This window comes from Streptomyces sp. DG1A-41 (genome assembly GCF_037055355.1).
In the GTDB taxonomy this organism is placed as follows: Bacteria; Actinomycetota; Actinomycetes; order Streptomycetales; family Streptomycetaceae; genus Streptomyces.
This window is the reverse complement of sequence record NZ_CP146350.1, coordinates 2,119,028-2,133,249: the sequence shown is the minus strand read 5'-3', so window position 1 is coordinate 2,133,249 and position 14,222 is coordinate 2,119,028. Positions and strand designations below refer to the sequence as shown.

Sequence of the window (14,222 nt, the reverse complement as noted above, 5' to 3'; positions counted from 1 at the left end):
GGTCACCGCCTGAGCCGGGCGCTGGTGTGCCGGGTCGGCTTGGCCCCGGCCGGGTCCTCGGGCCACGGATGCTTCGGATACCGCCCGCGCAGCTCCGCCCGTACGCCCTTGTAGCCGTCCTTCCAGAACGAGGCGAGGTCCGCGGTGACGGCGGCCGGCCGCCCGGCCGGGGACAGCAGATGGACGAGCAGCGGCACCCCCGCGACCCGCGGCGACTCCTGGAGCCCGAACATCTCCTGCAACTTCACCGCCAGCACAGGCTGTTCGGGCCGGGAGTAGTCGACGCGGATCCTCGACCCGCTCGGCACGGTGATCCGCTCCGGGGCGAGCTCGTCGAGCCGCCCTGCCTCCCCGGAGGTCCAGGGCAGCAGCCGCGCGAGCGCCTCCCCGGCGTTGATCCGCGCCAGGTCGGCCCGCCGCCGGGCCCGGCTCAGCTCCGGCTCCAGCCACTCCTCCACGCGCGCGTGCAGCGCATCGTCGGAAACGTCGGGCCACGGTTCACCGAGATGCAGCCGCAGAAACGCGAGCCGCTGCCGCAGAACACCGGCCTCCGGCGACCACCGCAGTACCCCGAACCCCTCCCGCCGCAGCCCGTCCAGCAGCGCACCGCGTACGAGCCCGGGATCGGCGTCCTTCAGCGGCCGCACCGCCAACTCCACGGCTCCCAGCCGCTCCACCCGCCGCGCCACGACGTCCCCGCCGTCCCAGCGCACCTCGTCCCGCTCCTGAAGCAGCGCCACCGCGGCGAGCCGGGCGACCCCTTCGTCGACCACGGCCCCCAGCCGCACGCGCGCGTGCCCCTTGCCGACGGGCCGGTCGGCCATGGCGACAGCAATCCAGGGGGAACCACGCAGCGTGCTCCCGTCCGCGGCCTCGGCACGGGTTCCGGACGCCATGAGGTACGACCCGCCGTCGACCTTGGCGACACGCTCGGGAAAGGCGAGAGCGGCGACGAGCCCGACCTGGCGTTCTTCCGAGGAGTTCGCCCACGCGTCGAACCGTGCCGCTGGATGCGAGACACGGGCGGGCGGGTGGGAAACGCCTGAAACGACGGCCCGCAGTCGCCGAACCTCCGCCCGCCAGCGTCCGGAATAGGCGTCATCCCCACGCCGAGCACGACGCAACGCACCCGCCAGATCATCCCCGTACTCCCGAGGAGCCTCCTCGCTCAACAGGGCGACGATTTCCGAGGCCCGCTCAGCCCCCACGAACGGCACGGAATCCACCAGGGCCCGCCCCAACCGCGGATGCAGTCCCAACCGAGCCAGAGCAACACCCCGCTCAGTGGCACGACCGGCGGAGTCGACCGCCCCCACAGCCCGCAGCACCTCTCGAGCCGCCGCCATGCCCCCGGAGGGCGGCAGATCCAGCAACGCCAGCCCGGACGCGTCCGGATCCCCCCAGCACGCCACCTGAAGCCCGAACGCCGTCAGGTCGGCCACCTTGATCTCCGGCGAGGGAAAACGCGGCAGACGCGCATCCTCGGCCTCCGCCCAGCACCGGTACACCGCCCCCGGCGCCTCACGCCCGGCCCGCCCCGCCCGCTGCCGCCCGGCCGCCTGCGACGCCCGTACGGTCGTCAGCGCGCTCAGCCCGCGCGCGTGATCGACGCGAGGCTCCCGCGCCAGCCCGGAGTCGACGACCACACGCACACCGGGAACCGTCAGCGACGACTCCGCCACCGACGTGGCCAGCACCACCCGGCGCCGTTCCCCGCCGGCCAGCACGGCGTCCTGCACGGCCGCGGGCGCCCGCCCGTGCACCTGAAGCACCTCGACGTCCCCGAGCTCCCCGAGCTGCCCGGCGACCCGGGCGATCTCGCCCACACCCGGCAGGAAACACAGCACGTCCCCGTCCCGCTCGGCCAGCGCCCGGCGCACCACCGACGCCACATGCGTCAGCAGCGCCGGATCGACACGCATCCCGTGCGGCGGCCGTACGGGCCGCACCGGCGGCGCCCACACGACCTCCACCGGATACGCCGTCCCCTGGGCCTCGACCACCGGAGCGCCGCCCAGCAGCGCGGCCCACCCCTGCGCGTCGGTCGTCGCCGAGGCGGCCACCAACCGCAGCTCCGGGCGCAGCGTCTGCCGCACGTCCCACAGGAACGCCGCCGCCGTGTCCGCGTCCAGGTGCCGCTCGTGGCACTCGTCGAGCACCACCACATCGGCACCGGCCAGCTCCTGGTCCCGCTGCACCCGCTGCACCAGCACACCGGTCGTGACGACCTCCACGCGCGTGTGCCGCCCGACGACGCGTTCCCCGCGCACGGTGTAGCCGACGCTCCCGCCCACCTTCTCGCCCAGCAGCCACGCCATCCGCCGCGCCGCCGCCCGGGCCGCGATCCGCCGCGGCTCGGCGACGATCACCCGCCGCCGAGGCCCCTTTCCGAGCAACCCCGCGAGAGCCAGGGGCACCAGGGTCGTCTTTCCGGTGCCGGGCGGCGCCACGAGGACGGCGGTGCCGTGCCCCTCCAGGGCGTCGTCCAGGGCGGGCAGGGCACCGCGTACGGGCAGGGCGTCCAGGGCGTCGTAACGGATCACGCACTCAGTCTCGTACGCACACGAAGATCGCCGTCCCCGGGATCAGGTTCCCGCGCAGTGGCGACCAGCCGCCCCACTCGGAGGTGTTCCAGGCCGGCCACTCAGGCTCCACCAGGTCCACCAGCCGGAAGCCCGCGGCCACCACGTCCCGGACGCGGTCGCCGAGCGTGCGGTGGTGCTCGACGTAGACCGCGCGGCCCTCCTCGTCCTGCTCGACGTAGGGCGTGCGGTCGAAGTACGAACCCGACACCGACAGTCCCTCCGGTCCCGGCTCGTCCGGGAAGGCCCAACGGATCGGGTGCGTCACCGAGAAGACCAGACGGCCCCCGGGCCGCAGCACCCGGCGCACCTCCCGCAGCACCAGGCGCGGGTCGGCGACGAAGGGCAGCGCCCCGTACGCCGAGCAGGCCAGGTCGAACGAGCCGTCCGCGAAGGGCAGCGCACAGGCGTCGGCGCACACCAGGGGGAAGGGTCCGCCGATGCGCAGCGCGTGCTGCAACTGCCGGTGCGAGATGTCCAGGGCCACCGGGCGGGCCCCCTGGCCGGCCAGCCAGCGCGAGCACTGCGCCGCGCCCGCGCCGATCTCCAGGACGTCCTTGCCCTTCAGCTCCTCCGGCGGGCCGAGCAGCTCGGCCTCCACCTCGTCCAGACCCTCGGGGCCCCACACGAAGCGGCCGTCGCCGAGGAACGTGCCGTGCTCGGTCTGGTACTCGTCGGCGTTGCGGTCCCACCAGCCCCGGTTGGCCCGGGAGCTCTCCGTGACTCCGGCGGTACGCCGGGTGGCCTCGGGTTCGGACGCTTCGGGCTCTTGGATGATCGGCTCCCTCGTCGTACTCTTCCGTCCAGCCGGTCCCGGAGGTGTCCCGAAAGGGGCGTCGCACGCCCTGCGTGGCCTCGGACGACACGACTTGTGCCGGGTATGCGGTGATCCGCCCCGGGTGGGCGGCTTCGCGCATTGACCCTGCCCGGCTGCCCCCGTATGCTACAAGTTGCGCTGCGGGCCTGCGCACCTCAGACGTAGCAGGCTGCGCTCGCATCTGTATGTATGTCCCCTCGGTTGTCGAGGCGTCACCAATTTCGTGTGGCGCTTCCTTGGCTGTCCGGCTTCTGCAGAGCGAAACGGGCTCCCGGCGTAGCAGTACCTACGACTTCAATGTCCGTACCGGAGCCCTTTCCCACATGACGAGCAGCACCGAGACCACCGCAACCACCCCGCAGGTAGCGGTCAACGACATCGGTAACGAGGAAGCCTTCCTCGCCGCGATCGACGAGACGATCAAGTACTTCAACGACGGCGACATCGTCGACGGCGTCATCGTGAAGGTCGACCGGGACGAGGTCCTGCTCGACATCGGTTACAAGACCGAAGGTGTGATCCCGAGCCGCGAGCTCTCGATCAAGCACGACGTCGACCCGAACGAGGTCGTCGCCGTCGGTGACGAGATCGAGGCCCTTGTTCTCCAGAAGGAGGACAAGGAAGGCCGCCTGATCCTCTCGAAGAAGCGCGCCCAGTACGAGCGTGCCTGGGGCACCATCGAGAAGATCAAGGAAGAGGACGGGATCGTCACCGGTACCGTCATCGAGGTCGTCAAGGGTGGTCTCATCCTCGACATCGGCCTCCGTGGCTTCCTCCCGGCCTCCCTGGTCGAGATGCGCCGCGTCCGCGACCTCCAGCCCTACGTGGGCAAGGAGCTCGAGGCCAAGATCATCGAGCTGGACAAGAACCGCAACAACGTGGTCCTGTCCCGCCGTGCCTGGCTGGAGCAGACCCAGTCCGAGGTCCGCCAGACGTTCCTCACGACCCTCCAGAAGGGTCAGGTCCGTTCCGGCGTCGTCTCCTCGATCGTCAACTTCGGTGCCTTCGTGGACCTGGGTGGCGTCGACGGCCTGGTCCACGTCTCCGAGCTGTCCTGGAAGCACATCGACCACCCGTCCGAGGTTGTCGAGGTCGGCCAGGAGGTCACCGTCGAGGTCCTCGACGTCGACATGGACCGCGAGCGCGTCTCCCTGTCGCTGAAGGCGACCCAGGAAGACCCGTGGCAGCAGTTCGCCCGCACCCACCAGATCGGCCAGGTCGTGCCCGGCAAGGTCACGAAGCTGGTTCCGTTCGGTGCGTTCGTCCGCGTGGACGAGGGCATCGAGGGTCTGGTCCACATCTCCGAGCTGGCCGAGCGCCACGTGGAGATCCCGGAGCAGGTCGTCCAGGTCAACGACGAGATCTTCGTCAAGGTCATCGACATCGACCTCGAGCGCCGTCGCATCAGCCTCTCGCTGAAGCAGGCCAACGAGTCCTTCGGTGCCGACCCGTCCGCGGTCGAGTTCGACCCGACCCTGTACGGCATGGCCGCGTCCTACGACGACCAGGGCAACTACATCTACCCCGAGGGCTTCGACCCCGAGACCAACGACTGGCTCGAGGGCTACGAGAAGCAGCGCGAGGAGTGGGAGCGCCAGTACGCCGAGGCGCAGCAGCGCTTCGAGCAGCACCAGGCGCAGGTCATCAAGTCCCGCGAGGCGGACGCCCAGGCCGCTGCCGAGGGTGGCGAGGCCGCCGCTCCGGCCGCGTCCGGCGGTGGTGGCGGTTCTTACTCCTCGGAGGGCCCGGACAACTCCGGCGCGCTGGCCTCGGACGAGGCGCTCGCCGCGCTTCGCGAGAAGCTGGCCGGCGGCCAGAGCTGACGCCCACTGAGCAGTAGCTCCTGACTGAGGGGCCGTACCTTTCGAGGTGCGGCCCCTCAGTGCTGCCTCCGGAAAGATCATGATTCTCCTCCTCCGGGGAATGCCGGTCCCCGCAAGGACGTTGTGCAGTACGGACACGAGGAGGAGCGGTCACTGTGCTTGATCCGCAGGGTTTGTACGCATGGGAGCCGAAGGGCCTGGCCGTCGTCGACATGGCGTTGGCCCAGGAGTCGGCCGGTCTTGTCATGCTCTACCACTTCGACGGATACATCGACGCCGGCGAGACGGGCGACCAGATCGTCGACCGGCTGCTCGACTCGCTGCCCCACCAGGTCGTCGCCCGCTTCGACCACGACCGGCTCGTGGACTACCGCGCCCGCCGCCCGCTGCTGACGTTCAAGCGCGACCGCTGGAGCGACTACGAGGACCCCGCCATCGAGGTGCGGCTGGTGCAGGACGCCACCGGAGCGCCGTTCCTGCTGCTGTCCGGTCCCGAGCCGGACGTGGAGTGGGAGCGCTTCGCCGCGGCCGTGAAGCAGATCGTGGAGCGGCTCGGCGTCCGCCTGTCGGTGAACTTCCACGGCATCCCCATGGGCGTTCCGCACACCAGGCCAGTCGGCCTGACCCCGCACGGCAACCGCACCGACCTCGTCCCGGGCCACACCAGCCCGTTCGAGGAGGCGCAGGTGCCCGGCAGCGCCGAGTCGCTCGTCGAGTACCGCCTGCTCCAGGCGGGGCACGACGTCCTGGGCGTGGCTGCCCACGTCCCGCACTACATCGCCCGCTCCCCGTACCCGGACGCGGCCCTGACGGTCCTGGAGGCCATCACGGCGGCGACCGGGCTGGTGCTGCCCGGTATCGCGCACGCCCTGCGCTCGGACGCGCACCGCACGCAGACGGAGATCGACCGGCAGATCCGCGAGGGCGACGAGGACCTCACCGCGCTCGTGGAGGGCCTGGAGCACCAGTACGACGCCGTCGCGGGCGCCGAGACCCGGGGCAACATGCTCGCCGAGCCGGTGGACATCCCGTCGGCGGACGAGATCGGGCGGGAGTTCGAGAAGTTCCTGGCGGAGAGAGAAGGCGACAGCTGAGCACCGGGAGACCTGGACAGGGCCCTGCTTCTGGCAGGGCCTAAGCTCGGCTCATGCTGAAGGTGGGCCTGACCGGCGGGATCGGCGCCGGCAAGAGTGAGGTGTCACGGCTGCTGGTCGCGTGCGGAGCCGTGCTGATCGACGCGGACCGCATCGCGCGGGAGGTCGTCGCACCGGGGACCCCGGGGCTCGCCGCGGTCGTGGAGGCCTTCGGCGAGGAAGTCCTCGCGGCCGACGGCAGCCTGGACCGGCCCGGGCTCGGCTCCATCGTCTTCGCCGACCCGGCGAAGCTCGCCACGCTCAACTCGATCGTGCACCCCCTCGTGGGCGCCCGCTCTCGCGAGCTCGAGGAGGCCGCCGCCGAGGACGCGGTCGTCGTGCACGACGTCCCGCTCCTCACGGAGAACGGCCTGGCGCCGCTGTACGACGTCGTGATCGTCGTCGACGCGAGCCCCGAAACCCAGCTCGACCGGCTCGTACGGCTGCGCGGCATGACCGAGGAGGACGCACGCGCGCGGATGGCCGCCCAGGCGACACGCGAGCGGCGCCGGGAGATCGCGGACATCGTCATCGACAACGACGTCCCGCTGGAGGACCTGGAGCGCCGCGTGAAGGACGTGTGGGCCGAGCTGGCACGCAGGTCGCACGCGCCCCGGCCGTCCCCTCCGGAATAGCGGCATCTCACGGGGGCGTTGAACCCCCGCAGTGAGGGAAGGACTCTGCCGTGCCCGAGATAAGCGGTTCGACCGGACGTACTCCGGAGACGCACGTCATCGATTTCCGTGCCGCCGAGCAACTGCTCGCTGCGCGGGACCCGCGGGGCGCGGTGAAGCTTCTCGACGGAGTCATCGCCGCACACCCGGAGAACACCGCCGCGCGGTTGCTGCGCGCGCGTGCCTTCTTCGCGGCGGCGCAGCTGAGGCCGGCGGAGCTCGAGTTCTCGATCGTCCTGGAGCGCGAGCCGGACAACGCGTTCGCGCACTTCGCGCTCGCCCGCACGTATGAGCGCCAGGGCCGCCCCGACCAGGCCAAGCGCCACTTCCGCCTGGCCGCCGCGCTGGACCCGAACCCGCGGTTCTTGAAGGCGGCGCGCTTCGACTCGTGAGCGGCCGTCCCCGTCTGCCTCAAGGGTGATCGTCCGGTGGACGGTAGGGCGGGATGTCGGGGCCCGGCTGGTAGTGCGGGCCCTGGCGGATGTGCCTGAGGACGATGACGAGGTCGATCGTGACGACCAGCAGCAGCACGCCGCAGGCGATGGCCCAGCCGGTCCGCCCGGCGAGCGTGAACGCGACCGTCCCGAAGAGCGCCCAGACCAGTCCCCACACGCTCAGCCAGAAGCGCGCCCGCAGGGCACTGCGCGCAGTCCTCGGTTCACTGCCCGTACGCATCACGATCTCCGCTCCTGTCTGCAACGTACTCCTCGCCGCGGATGCCGACCAACGGGGGAGCCCGGGCTGGTGAGGCACATCGTTCACTCGGGCGGGTGAACGCGACCGGGGACGGGAACGGGCGTGCAGATGTGGTCCGTTGGGCGGGCATGGAGCTGAAAATGCGTGAGGGGCACGAGGGGACCGGACCGGGGGCCATCACTCCGGACGGCTGCGCGGTAGAGCTCTACTCGCGGCTGCCCGTGGGGGACGAACCGGACGTCATCGCGGCAGCGGTGCCGGCGGGCGCGCGCGTCCTGGAGCTGGGCAGCGGCGTCGGGCGCATGACCCATGCGCTGCTGGAGCGCGGGTTCAAGGTCACGGCGGTGGACGAGTCCGCCGAGATGCTGGAGCGCGTACGCGGGGCCCGGACGATATGCGGCCCGATCGAGGACCTGGACCTGGGCGAGAAGTTCGACGTGGTGCTGCTCGCGTCGTTCCTCGTGCACGCCGGGGACGCCGAGGTGCGGCGGGGCCTGCTGCGCACGTGCGTGCGGCATGTCGCGAAGGGCGGCTCCGTGCTGATCCAGCGGGAGGGCGAGGACTACCACACGAACGTGCCGCGCGAGCGGGCGGACCCCGGCGGTTTCACCGTGCGGATCGTGTCGTCGGAGCCGGTCGGCGACGGGGTCAACTCGGTGCGCGCGGAGTACGAGTTCCCGGACGCGGTCTGGACGCAGACGTTCCGGGCACGACCGCTGACCAGGGAACAGTTCGAGGAGGCGTTGGAGGAAGCGGGCCTGAGGGTGGACCAGTACCTGACGGAGGATCGGGTCTGGGTGAGGGCGGTGCCGACGGTCTAGGGGGGTGCGCTGTTTCGACCCGCACTTCGATTTCGACCCTCACTTCGATCGGAGGGAGGCGGGGTGAAAATCCGTCGGGCGGCGATGAGTTCGAGGGGGAGGGGCGGTCTATCCCCGCGACATCACTACGGACCGCTTCCCACAGGAGATCTCCATGTCCGAGAGCACCGCTCCCGCCACCGCCGGCTCCTCCGCCCCGGCCGGTGTCGTCGTCGCCGAGTCCGCGACCGCTCGCGGGCGGCGTGCCCGGATCGCGCTGCGCGGTCTCCAGGTGCTGCTCGCCCTCGTCTACGGGATCGCGAGCGCCCTGCCCAAGCTGATCGGGCACCCGTCGGCTGCGGAGTCGTTCGAGCAGCTCGGGTGGGGCAGCGCGGGGATGTACACCATCGGCGCGCTCGAACTGGCCGGAGCGGTCGCCCTGTTGATACCGGTGCTCCAGTCGGTGGCGGCGATGGCGCTGGGCGCACTGATGGTGGGCGGGTTCGTCGTCCGGATCGCCGTCTTCGACGGGCAGTACGCGGCGACGCCGCTCATCCTGATCGTGCCGCTCGCCCTCATCGCCTGGGCGCGGCGGGGGCACAACGCGGAGCTGCTGCGCCTGCTGCGGCTCCGGGTGTGACCGTGCCGCGGCGTGAGCCGGTCACGGCCTCGGCTTGCCCGACCGTCCAGCGGGGCCGGGGCCGGGGCCGCTTCCCGGTCCCGGACCGGGTCCGGCCAAGCCGCGTAGGCGTTCCAATTCGCGACGGTCCCGCTTCGTCGGGCGGCCCGCGCCGCGGTCGCGGATGCCGGCCGGGGCGACGGCCTCGCGAGGCGGGGGCGGCGGGGAGTTGTCGATGTAACACTGGGCGGCCACGGGGGCGCCGACCCGCTTGCGGATCAGCCGTGTGACGACGACGATCCGCTCCCGGCCCTCGTGCCGCAGGCGCACCTCGTCGCCGATGCGCACGGCGTGGGCGGGCTTCACGCGCTCGCCGTTGACGCGGACGTGTCCGCCCCGGCAGGCGGTGGCGCCCAGGGAACGGGTCTTGACGAGGCGAACGGCCCAGATCCAGCTGTCCACGCGGACGGTCTCGCCGCTCTTCGGCCCGGCTGCCTCGGCGGCGGCGATCGCGGCCGCGACCTTGGGATCCACGGCCTTGGGATCCACGGCCTTGGGGTCCACGGCCTTAGGGGTCCTTTCAGAATGCTGGGTTCTTGCGGGCGAGGGTCATGCAGTGAGCGAGCTGGAGGAAGGCGTCGTGCATGTCGTCTCGGGTTTCCCAGCGGGTCCGTAAGCGGCGTGGGCCGTGGAGCCAGGCGATGGCGGACTCAGCGACCCATCGCACCCGGCCCAGGCCCGAGCCATGGGGCTGTCCGCGCCGGGCGATCTTCGGGACGATGCCGCGCTCGCGCAGTCGGCGGCGGTAACTGTCGTGGTCGTACCCGCGGTCGGCATACAACGCCCGGGGCTTGCGCCTAGGCCTGCCCCGCTTGCCCCGCACCGGCGGCACGCCGTCGACCAGCGGCAGGAGCTGCGTGACGTCGTTGCGGTGCCCACCCGTCAACGACACCCGCAGAGGGATACCGTGCGCCTCGGTCAGCACGTGATGCTTCGAGCCCGGCCGCGCACGGTCAACCGGACTCGGACCGACTTTTGGGCTGCTTCGCCCCCGCTTGGCCTGCACGTGCGAGGCGTCAACGGTGACGCGGGAGAAGTCCAGGCGGTCCGCCGCCCGCAACCGGTCCAGCAGCACCCGCTGGAGTTCCTCCCACACCCCGGCCTGCTGCCATTCGGCCAGCCGCCGCCAACAGGTAGGACCGGAACCGAACCCCAACTCCTGCGGCAGGTACTCCCACTGGATCCCGGTGTAGAGGACGAACAGCACGCCCTGGAGCGTCTTGCGGTCATCGATCCGCTTGCGCCCCGGATACCGGAACCGCCGCTCATGCTTCGGCAGCAGCGGCTCGATCACCGCCCACAACTCGTCGCTGACCTCCCACGGCTTCCGCCGTGTCATGGTCACCCCCACAAAGCACGGGATCACGTCCACCTCCACCGTGCCACAAGTAGATCTTTCTGCAAGGACCCCTTAGGGTCTACGGACTTCGGGTCCACGGCTTTGGGGCCCGCGGCCTTCGAGTCCGCGGCCTTCGTGTCGCTCGCCTCGTCGTACTCCGCTCCTTGAGAAGCCATGTCCCCGACCTTAGTCCTTCGCGTCGCCTGTTTTCGGGCCGTCCGGGCAGGGGAGCGCCCTCCGGCCCAGTTCTGCAAAACTAGTTTTGCAAAATGTCTTTTGGTGAGTGGCGGCGGCGGCCTACCCTCCCGGCATGGACAGCGACGAGCACAAGCGCGTTCTCGACCCCGAGCACGACACCGATGCCCTGAAAGCCCTCACCCACCCCCTGCGCATCCAGTTGCTCGGGCTGCTGCGGCAGGACGGGCCCGCCACGGCCAGTGAGCTCGCCGCGCGGACGGGGGAGTCGTCGGCGTCGACCAGTTACCACCTGCGGGTGCTGGCGAAGTGCGCGTTCATCACCGAGGCCGAGCACCGTGACGGGCGGGAGCGGCGCTGGCGGACCCGGCACACCGTGACGTCCTGGAGCAACGAGGCGATGGAGTCCTCCGAGGCGGGTCGTGCCTTCGTCAGCCTGGCGCGGCGGCGGCAGTTGGAGCACCTGGAGACGTCCCTCGCCCGGCACGAGGCCGACATGGCCGCCGGGCGGTTCGGCCAGGAGTGGGTGGAGCCGTCCGGGATCAGCGACCTCATGCCCCGGCTGACGGCCGAGTCGCTCACCGAGCTCTGGGACGCCGTGACCCGGAAGCTGGAGGAGCTGACGGCCCGTGACGCGGACGACCCCCGCGCCGAGAACGTCCTGTTCCTCGCCGCCGGGCTGCCGCTCGCCCCGCACGACCACAGGGACACGGGCCGCGAGGAGACGGACCGCGAGGACGCCTCGTGACCGAGCTGACCGAGCTGCGGACCGTTCGCCGCCGCTACGTCACCGTCTGCGCGCTCTTATGGCTGCCGTCGGGCCTCGGCTTGGCCTCGATGGTCCTGCTGTTCAGCGAGCGCGGCATGTCCCTCGCCGCGGTGGCGGGGCTCTTCGCCGCTCACTCGCTGACCGTGGCCGCGCTGGAGCTGCCGACGGGCGGGCTCTCGGACGTCCTCGGGCGCCGGCCGGTCCTGGCCATGGCCGGTGCGCTCAACGTGGTCGCCTTCACCCTGGTCGGCCTCGGCACCACCGCCTGGGTACTCACCGCCGGCATGGTGCTCATGGGCGCGGCCCGTGCCCTGGCCAGCGGTACCGCCGAGGCCTGGTACGTCGACACCGTCCAGGCGCACTCCGGCCCCGACGCCGAGCTGCGGACGGGCCTGGCCCGGGGCGGCTCCGCGACCTCCGCCGCGCTCGCGGCCGGCATCCTGCTCGGTGGCGCCCTGCCCTGGCTGCTCGGTCTCGGGCCCGACCTCGGCGGCCGGTTGAGCGAGGCGACATCCGGTGCGGTACTGCCCCTGTCCGTTCCCATCCTGCTGGCGGCTGCCGTCAGGGGCGTCTCCGTCTGCTACGTGCTGGCCGCGCTGCGGGAGCCGCCGCGACAGCCGGCCACCCTGCGTTCGGTGCTGCGCGGCGTCCCGGTCACCGTCCTGGACGGGCTGCGGCTGGGTGGCCGGGACGCGCTGGTCCGCCGGGTCCTGCTCACCGCCGCGGCCGTCGGCAGCGCCCTGGCCACCATCGAACTGCTCATCCCGGGCCGCACCGTCGAGCTGACCGGAGCGCCCGGTTCCGGAGCGATGGTGTACGCCGCGCTCGCCTGCGCGGGCTTCGTCTGCAACGGTGTCGGCAGCCACCTCGCGCCGCTCGCCGCCCGGATCGCGGGCCGTGACGAGCGGGCCGTGCTGGTCTGTCTCGGGACGGGCGCGGGAGGCATGCTGCTGCTCGGTGTCACCGCAACCACCACGCACCCGCTCGCCACGGCCCTCACCGTCGTCGGCTTCTGCTTGCTCTACCTCGGCATCGGCGCCGCGTCCCCGAACCAGAACGACCTGCTGCACCGCCGCGTCACCAGCGCCGGCCGCGCCACCGCCCTGTCCGTCCAGTCCCTCGCCCTGCAACTGGTCGGCGCGCTCGCCGGCCTCGTCGTCGGCGCGCTGCGGCCGGGCCCGCTGCCGTGGTTGCTGACCGGTGCGGCGCTGTTGTCCGGGGCCCTGCTCTGGCTACGCCGCGTCGAGGCACGGTCCGCGCCGGACACGACCACCACCCCGGGCTCACGTGCCGGCATGACCTGAGCCTTCTGCCTCCCGGTGAGGGGGCGGCCCCACCACCACCTACGCTGGAGTGATGGACGCCAGCGGTCTTCCTCTGCTCGACCGGCGCATCACGGACTGCCGGGCCTGCCCGCGGCTGGTCTCCTGGCGTGAGGAGGTGGCCCGGGCCAAGCGAGCCGCCTACGCGGACTGGACGTACTGGGGCCGGCCGGTGCCCGGGTTCGGGCAGGCGGACGCCCGGCTGCTGATCGTCGGGCTCGCCCCCGCCGCCCACGGCGGCAACCGCACCGGCCGGATGTTCACCGGCGACCGCTCGGGGGACGTCCTGTACGAGGCGCTGTACGACGTCGGCCTCGCCTCGCAGCCCACCGCCGAGCACGCCCACGACGGCCTGGAGTTGTACGGCGTACGCGTCACCTCGCCCGTGCACTGCCCCCCGCCCGCGAACAAGCCCACCCCGCAGGAGCGGGACACCTGCCGTCCCTGGCTCGTGCAGGAGCTGCGGCTGTTGCGTCCGACGCTGCGGGCCGTGGTCGTGCTCGGCGCCTTCGGCTGGCAGGCCGCGCTGCCCGCGTTCGCCGAGGCGGGCTGGTCCGTGCCCCGGCCACGGCCCGCCTTCGGCCACGGGGCCCGGTTCCGCCTGGACGGCCTGGAGCTCTTCGGCTGCTTCCACGTCAGCCAGCGCAACACCTTCACCGGCCGTCTCACCCCGGCGATGCTGCGCGACGTCCTGCGGACGGCCGCGCGGACGGCGGAACTGCCGACGGCCACCCCCTAAGGGGTCTCCTCCTCCCCGAACAGATGCCGCACCGTGGAGCGGTAGTTGGTGCGCACGTGTGTGAGCGCGTGCGCGCGGGCCCGGTCCGGGTCGCCCGAGGCGATCGCCTCGTAGAGCTCGCGGTGCTCCACGAGGAGCTGGGGCCACTCCTCGTTGCGCCGGGTCATCCAGCGCAGCCTGCCGGCGACCGGTTCCAGGGCCTCGGTCAGCAGGCTGTTGCCGGCCATCGCCACGATGCGGTCGTGCAGGCGGCTGTTGAGGTCCGTGATCAGCTCGGCGTCCCCGGCCTCGGTGGCGGCGGCCGCGCGGTCGAGGAGCGCCTGGACCTCGGCCAGGTCTCCCGGTGTCGCGCGGGACGCGGCGAGTCCGGCGGCGTAGACCTCCAAGGCCTCGCGCAGTTCGAACAGTTCCTTGACGTCGTTCGGGGTGAGACGGCGTACGACGGTGCGGCGCGGTGTCTCGAAGTGGACGAAGCCCTCGGCGACCAGTGCGCGGATCGCCTCGCGGACCGGGACGCGCGAGACTCCGAAACGCTCCGCCAGCTCGCGTTCGACCAGGCGATCGCCGGGACGGAGGCTGCCCGCGATGATCTCCTGCCGCAGGTCGGCCGTGACGCGTTCGCGCACCGCTCCGATGGGTTCGATCTTCGTCATG

General features: G+C 71.9%; 15 protein-coding genes. 9 read left to right on the top strand and 6 right to left on the bottom strand.

Annotated features, from left to right (window positions below; genetic code table 11):
- Positions 1 to 2: 2 nt before the first annotated feature.
- Positions 3 to 2,543 carry an ATP-dependent helicase HrpB gene (hrpB, locus tag V8690_RS10045; RefSeq protein ID WP_338777467.1) on the bottom strand — a complete coding sequence of 847 codons (2,541 nt, stop codon included), beginning with the start codon at positions 2,541 to 2,543 and terminating at the stop codon, positions 3 to 5.
- A gap of 4 nt (positions 2,544 to 2,547) precedes the next feature.
- Entirely contained in the window at positions 2,548 to 3,360 is an 813-nt protein-coding gene (locus tag V8690_RS10040) for a class I SAM-dependent methyltransferase (RefSeq protein WP_338785308.1), read from the bottom strand.
- A gap of 362 nt (positions 3,361 to 3,722) precedes the next feature.
- Here V8690_RS10040 and rpsA point away from each other — a divergent pair, with 362 nt between their 5' ends.
- The 4 genes from rpsA (at position 3,723) to V8690_RS10020 (ending at position 7,421) form a co-directional block, all read left to right on the top strand.
- A complete protein-coding gene (gene rpsA / locus V8690_RS10035) occupies positions 3,723 to 5,222 on the top strand; it encodes a 30S ribosomal protein S1 (protein WP_338777465.1) in 1,500 nt (499 codons plus the stop codon).
- 155 nt (positions 5,223 to 5,377) lie between these two features.
- Positions 5,378 to 6,316, top strand: coding sequence for a PAC2 family protein (locus V8690_RS10030; RefSeq protein ID WP_338777463.1), 939 nt, complete (start codon positions 5,378 to 5,380; stop codon positions 6,314 to 6,316).
- A gap of 53 nt (positions 6,317 to 6,369) precedes the next feature.
- Positions 6,370 to 6,990, top strand: a complete 621-nt coding sequence (coaE, locus tag V8690_RS10025) for a dephospho-CoA kinase (protein ID WP_338777461.1) — start codon at positions 6,370 to 6,372, stop codon at positions 6,988 to 6,990.
- Between the two features lie 50 nt (positions 6,991 to 7,040).
- The gene (locus V8690_RS10020) at positions 7,041 to 7,421 is read left to right on the top strand and encodes a tetratricopeptide repeat protein (RefSeq protein ID WP_338777459.1); all 381 of its coding nucleotides are present in this window, start codon (positions 7,041 to 7,043) and stop codon (positions 7,419 to 7,421) included.
- Between the two features lie 19 nt (positions 7,422 to 7,440).
- Here the strand turns inward: V8690_RS10020 and V8690_RS10015 are convergent, their stop codons facing one another.
- A complete protein-coding gene (locus V8690_RS10015) occupies positions 7,441 to 7,704 on the bottom strand; it encodes a DUF6343 family protein (RefSeq protein ID WP_338785307.1) in 264 nt (87 codons plus the stop codon).
- Between the two features lie 149 nt (positions 7,705 to 7,853).
- Here V8690_RS10015 and V8690_RS10010 point away from each other — a divergent pair, with 149 nt between their 5' ends.
- Together V8690_RS10010 and V8690_RS10005 are read left to right on the top strand one after the other, a co-directional pair.
- On the top strand, positions 7,854 to 8,546 hold the full coding sequence (locus tag V8690_RS10010; RefSeq protein ID WP_338777458.1) for a class I SAM-dependent methyltransferase: 693 nt from the start codon (positions 7,854 to 7,856) through the stop codon (positions 8,544 to 8,546).
- A gap of 154 nt (positions 8,547 to 8,700) precedes the next feature.
- On the top strand, positions 8,701 to 9,165 hold the full coding sequence (locus V8690_RS10005) for a DoxX family protein (RefSeq protein WP_338777457.1): 465 nt from the start codon (positions 8,701 to 8,703) through the stop codon (positions 9,163 to 9,165).
- Between the two features lie 21 nt (positions 9,166 to 9,186).
- Here V8690_RS10005 and V8690_RS10000 read toward each other — a convergent pair whose 3' ends face one another.
- Together V8690_RS10000 and V8690_RS09995 are read right to left on the bottom strand one after the other, a co-directional pair.
- The gene (locus V8690_RS10000) at positions 9,187 to 9,708 is read right to left on the bottom strand and encodes an RNA-binding S4 domain-containing protein (RefSeq protein WP_338777456.1); all 522 of its coding nucleotides are present in this window, start codon (positions 9,706 to 9,708) and stop codon (positions 9,187 to 9,189) included.
- Positions 9,709 to 9,724: 16 nt separating this feature from the next.
- Positions 9,725 to 10,543: an IS5 family transposase gene (locus tag V8690_RS09995; protein WP_338777454.1), complete on the bottom strand. Its 819-nt coding sequence runs from the start codon at positions 10,541 to 10,543 to the stop codon at positions 9,725 to 9,727.
- Positions 10,544 to 10,853: 310 nt separating this feature from the next.
- Here V8690_RS09995 and V8690_RS09990 point away from each other — a divergent pair, with 310 nt between their 5' ends.
- From V8690_RS09990 to V8690_RS09980, 3 genes are read left to right on the top strand one after another with little or no spacing between them, the layout of a single operon-like run.
- Positions 10,854 to 11,486, top strand: a complete 633-nt coding sequence (locus V8690_RS09990; protein WP_338777453.1) for a helix-turn-helix domain-containing protein — start codon at positions 10,854 to 10,856, stop codon at positions 11,484 to 11,486.
- Complete coding sequence (locus tag V8690_RS09985; protein WP_338777452.1) at positions 11,483 to 12,811, top strand: MFS transporter; 1,329 nt, start codon at positions 11,483 to 11,485, stop codon at positions 12,809 to 12,811. Before V8690_RS09990 ends, V8690_RS09985 begins: the two co-directional genes overlap by 4 nt.
- Positions 12,812 to 12,863: 52 nt before the next feature.
- Positions 12,864 to 13,568, top strand: coding sequence for a uracil-DNA glycosylase (locus tag V8690_RS09980; RefSeq protein WP_338777451.1), 705 nt, complete (start codon positions 12,864 to 12,866; stop codon positions 13,566 to 13,568).
- Here the strand turns inward: V8690_RS09980 and V8690_RS09975 are convergent.
- On the bottom strand, positions 13,565 to 14,221 hold the full coding sequence (locus tag V8690_RS09975) for a GntR family transcriptional regulator (RefSeq protein ID WP_338777450.1): 657 nt from the start codon (positions 14,219 to 14,221) through the stop codon (positions 13,565 to 13,567). The two genes, V8690_RS09980 and V8690_RS09975, sit on opposite strands and share 4 nt — an antisense overlap.
- Between the last annotated feature and the right edge of the window lies 1 nt (position 14,222).

Bases quoted from the DNA above. Each gene is read 5' to 3' on its own strand.
- rpsA (WP_338777465.1), top strand. From the start codon at position 3,723: ATGACGAGCAGCACCGAGACCACCGCAACCACCCCGCAGGTAGCGGTC.
- coaE (WP_338777461.1), top strand. From the start codon at position 6,370: ATGCTGAAGGTGGGCCTGACCGGCGGGATCGGCGCCGGCAAGAGTGAG.
- V8690_RS10015 (WP_338785307.1), bottom strand. From the start codon at position 7,704: ATGCGTACGGGCAGTGAACCGAGGACTGCGCGCAGTGCCCTGCGGGCG.
- V8690_RS10010 (WP_338777458.1), top strand. From the start codon at position 7,854: ATGGAGCTGAAAATGCGTGAGGGGCACGAGGGGACCGGACCGGGGGCC.
- V8690_RS10005 (WP_338777457.1), top strand. From the start codon at position 8,701: ATGTCCGAGAGCACCGCTCCCGCCACCGCCGGCTCCTCCGCCCCGGCC.
- V8690_RS09995 (WP_338777454.1), bottom strand. From the start codon at position 10,543: ATGACACGGCGGAAGCCGTGGGAGGTCAGCGACGAGTTGTGGGCGGTG.
- V8690_RS09990 (WP_338777453.1), top strand. From the start codon at position 10,854: ATGGACAGCGACGAGCACAAGCGCGTTCTCGACCCCGAGCACGACACC.
- V8690_RS09980 (WP_338777451.1), top strand. From the start codon at position 12,864: ATGGACGCCAGCGGTCTTCCTCTGCTCGACCGGCGCATCACGGACTGC.
- V8690_RS09975 (WP_338777450.1), bottom strand. From the start codon at position 14,221: ATGACGAAGATCGAACCCATCGGAGCGGTGCGCGAACGCGTCACGGCC.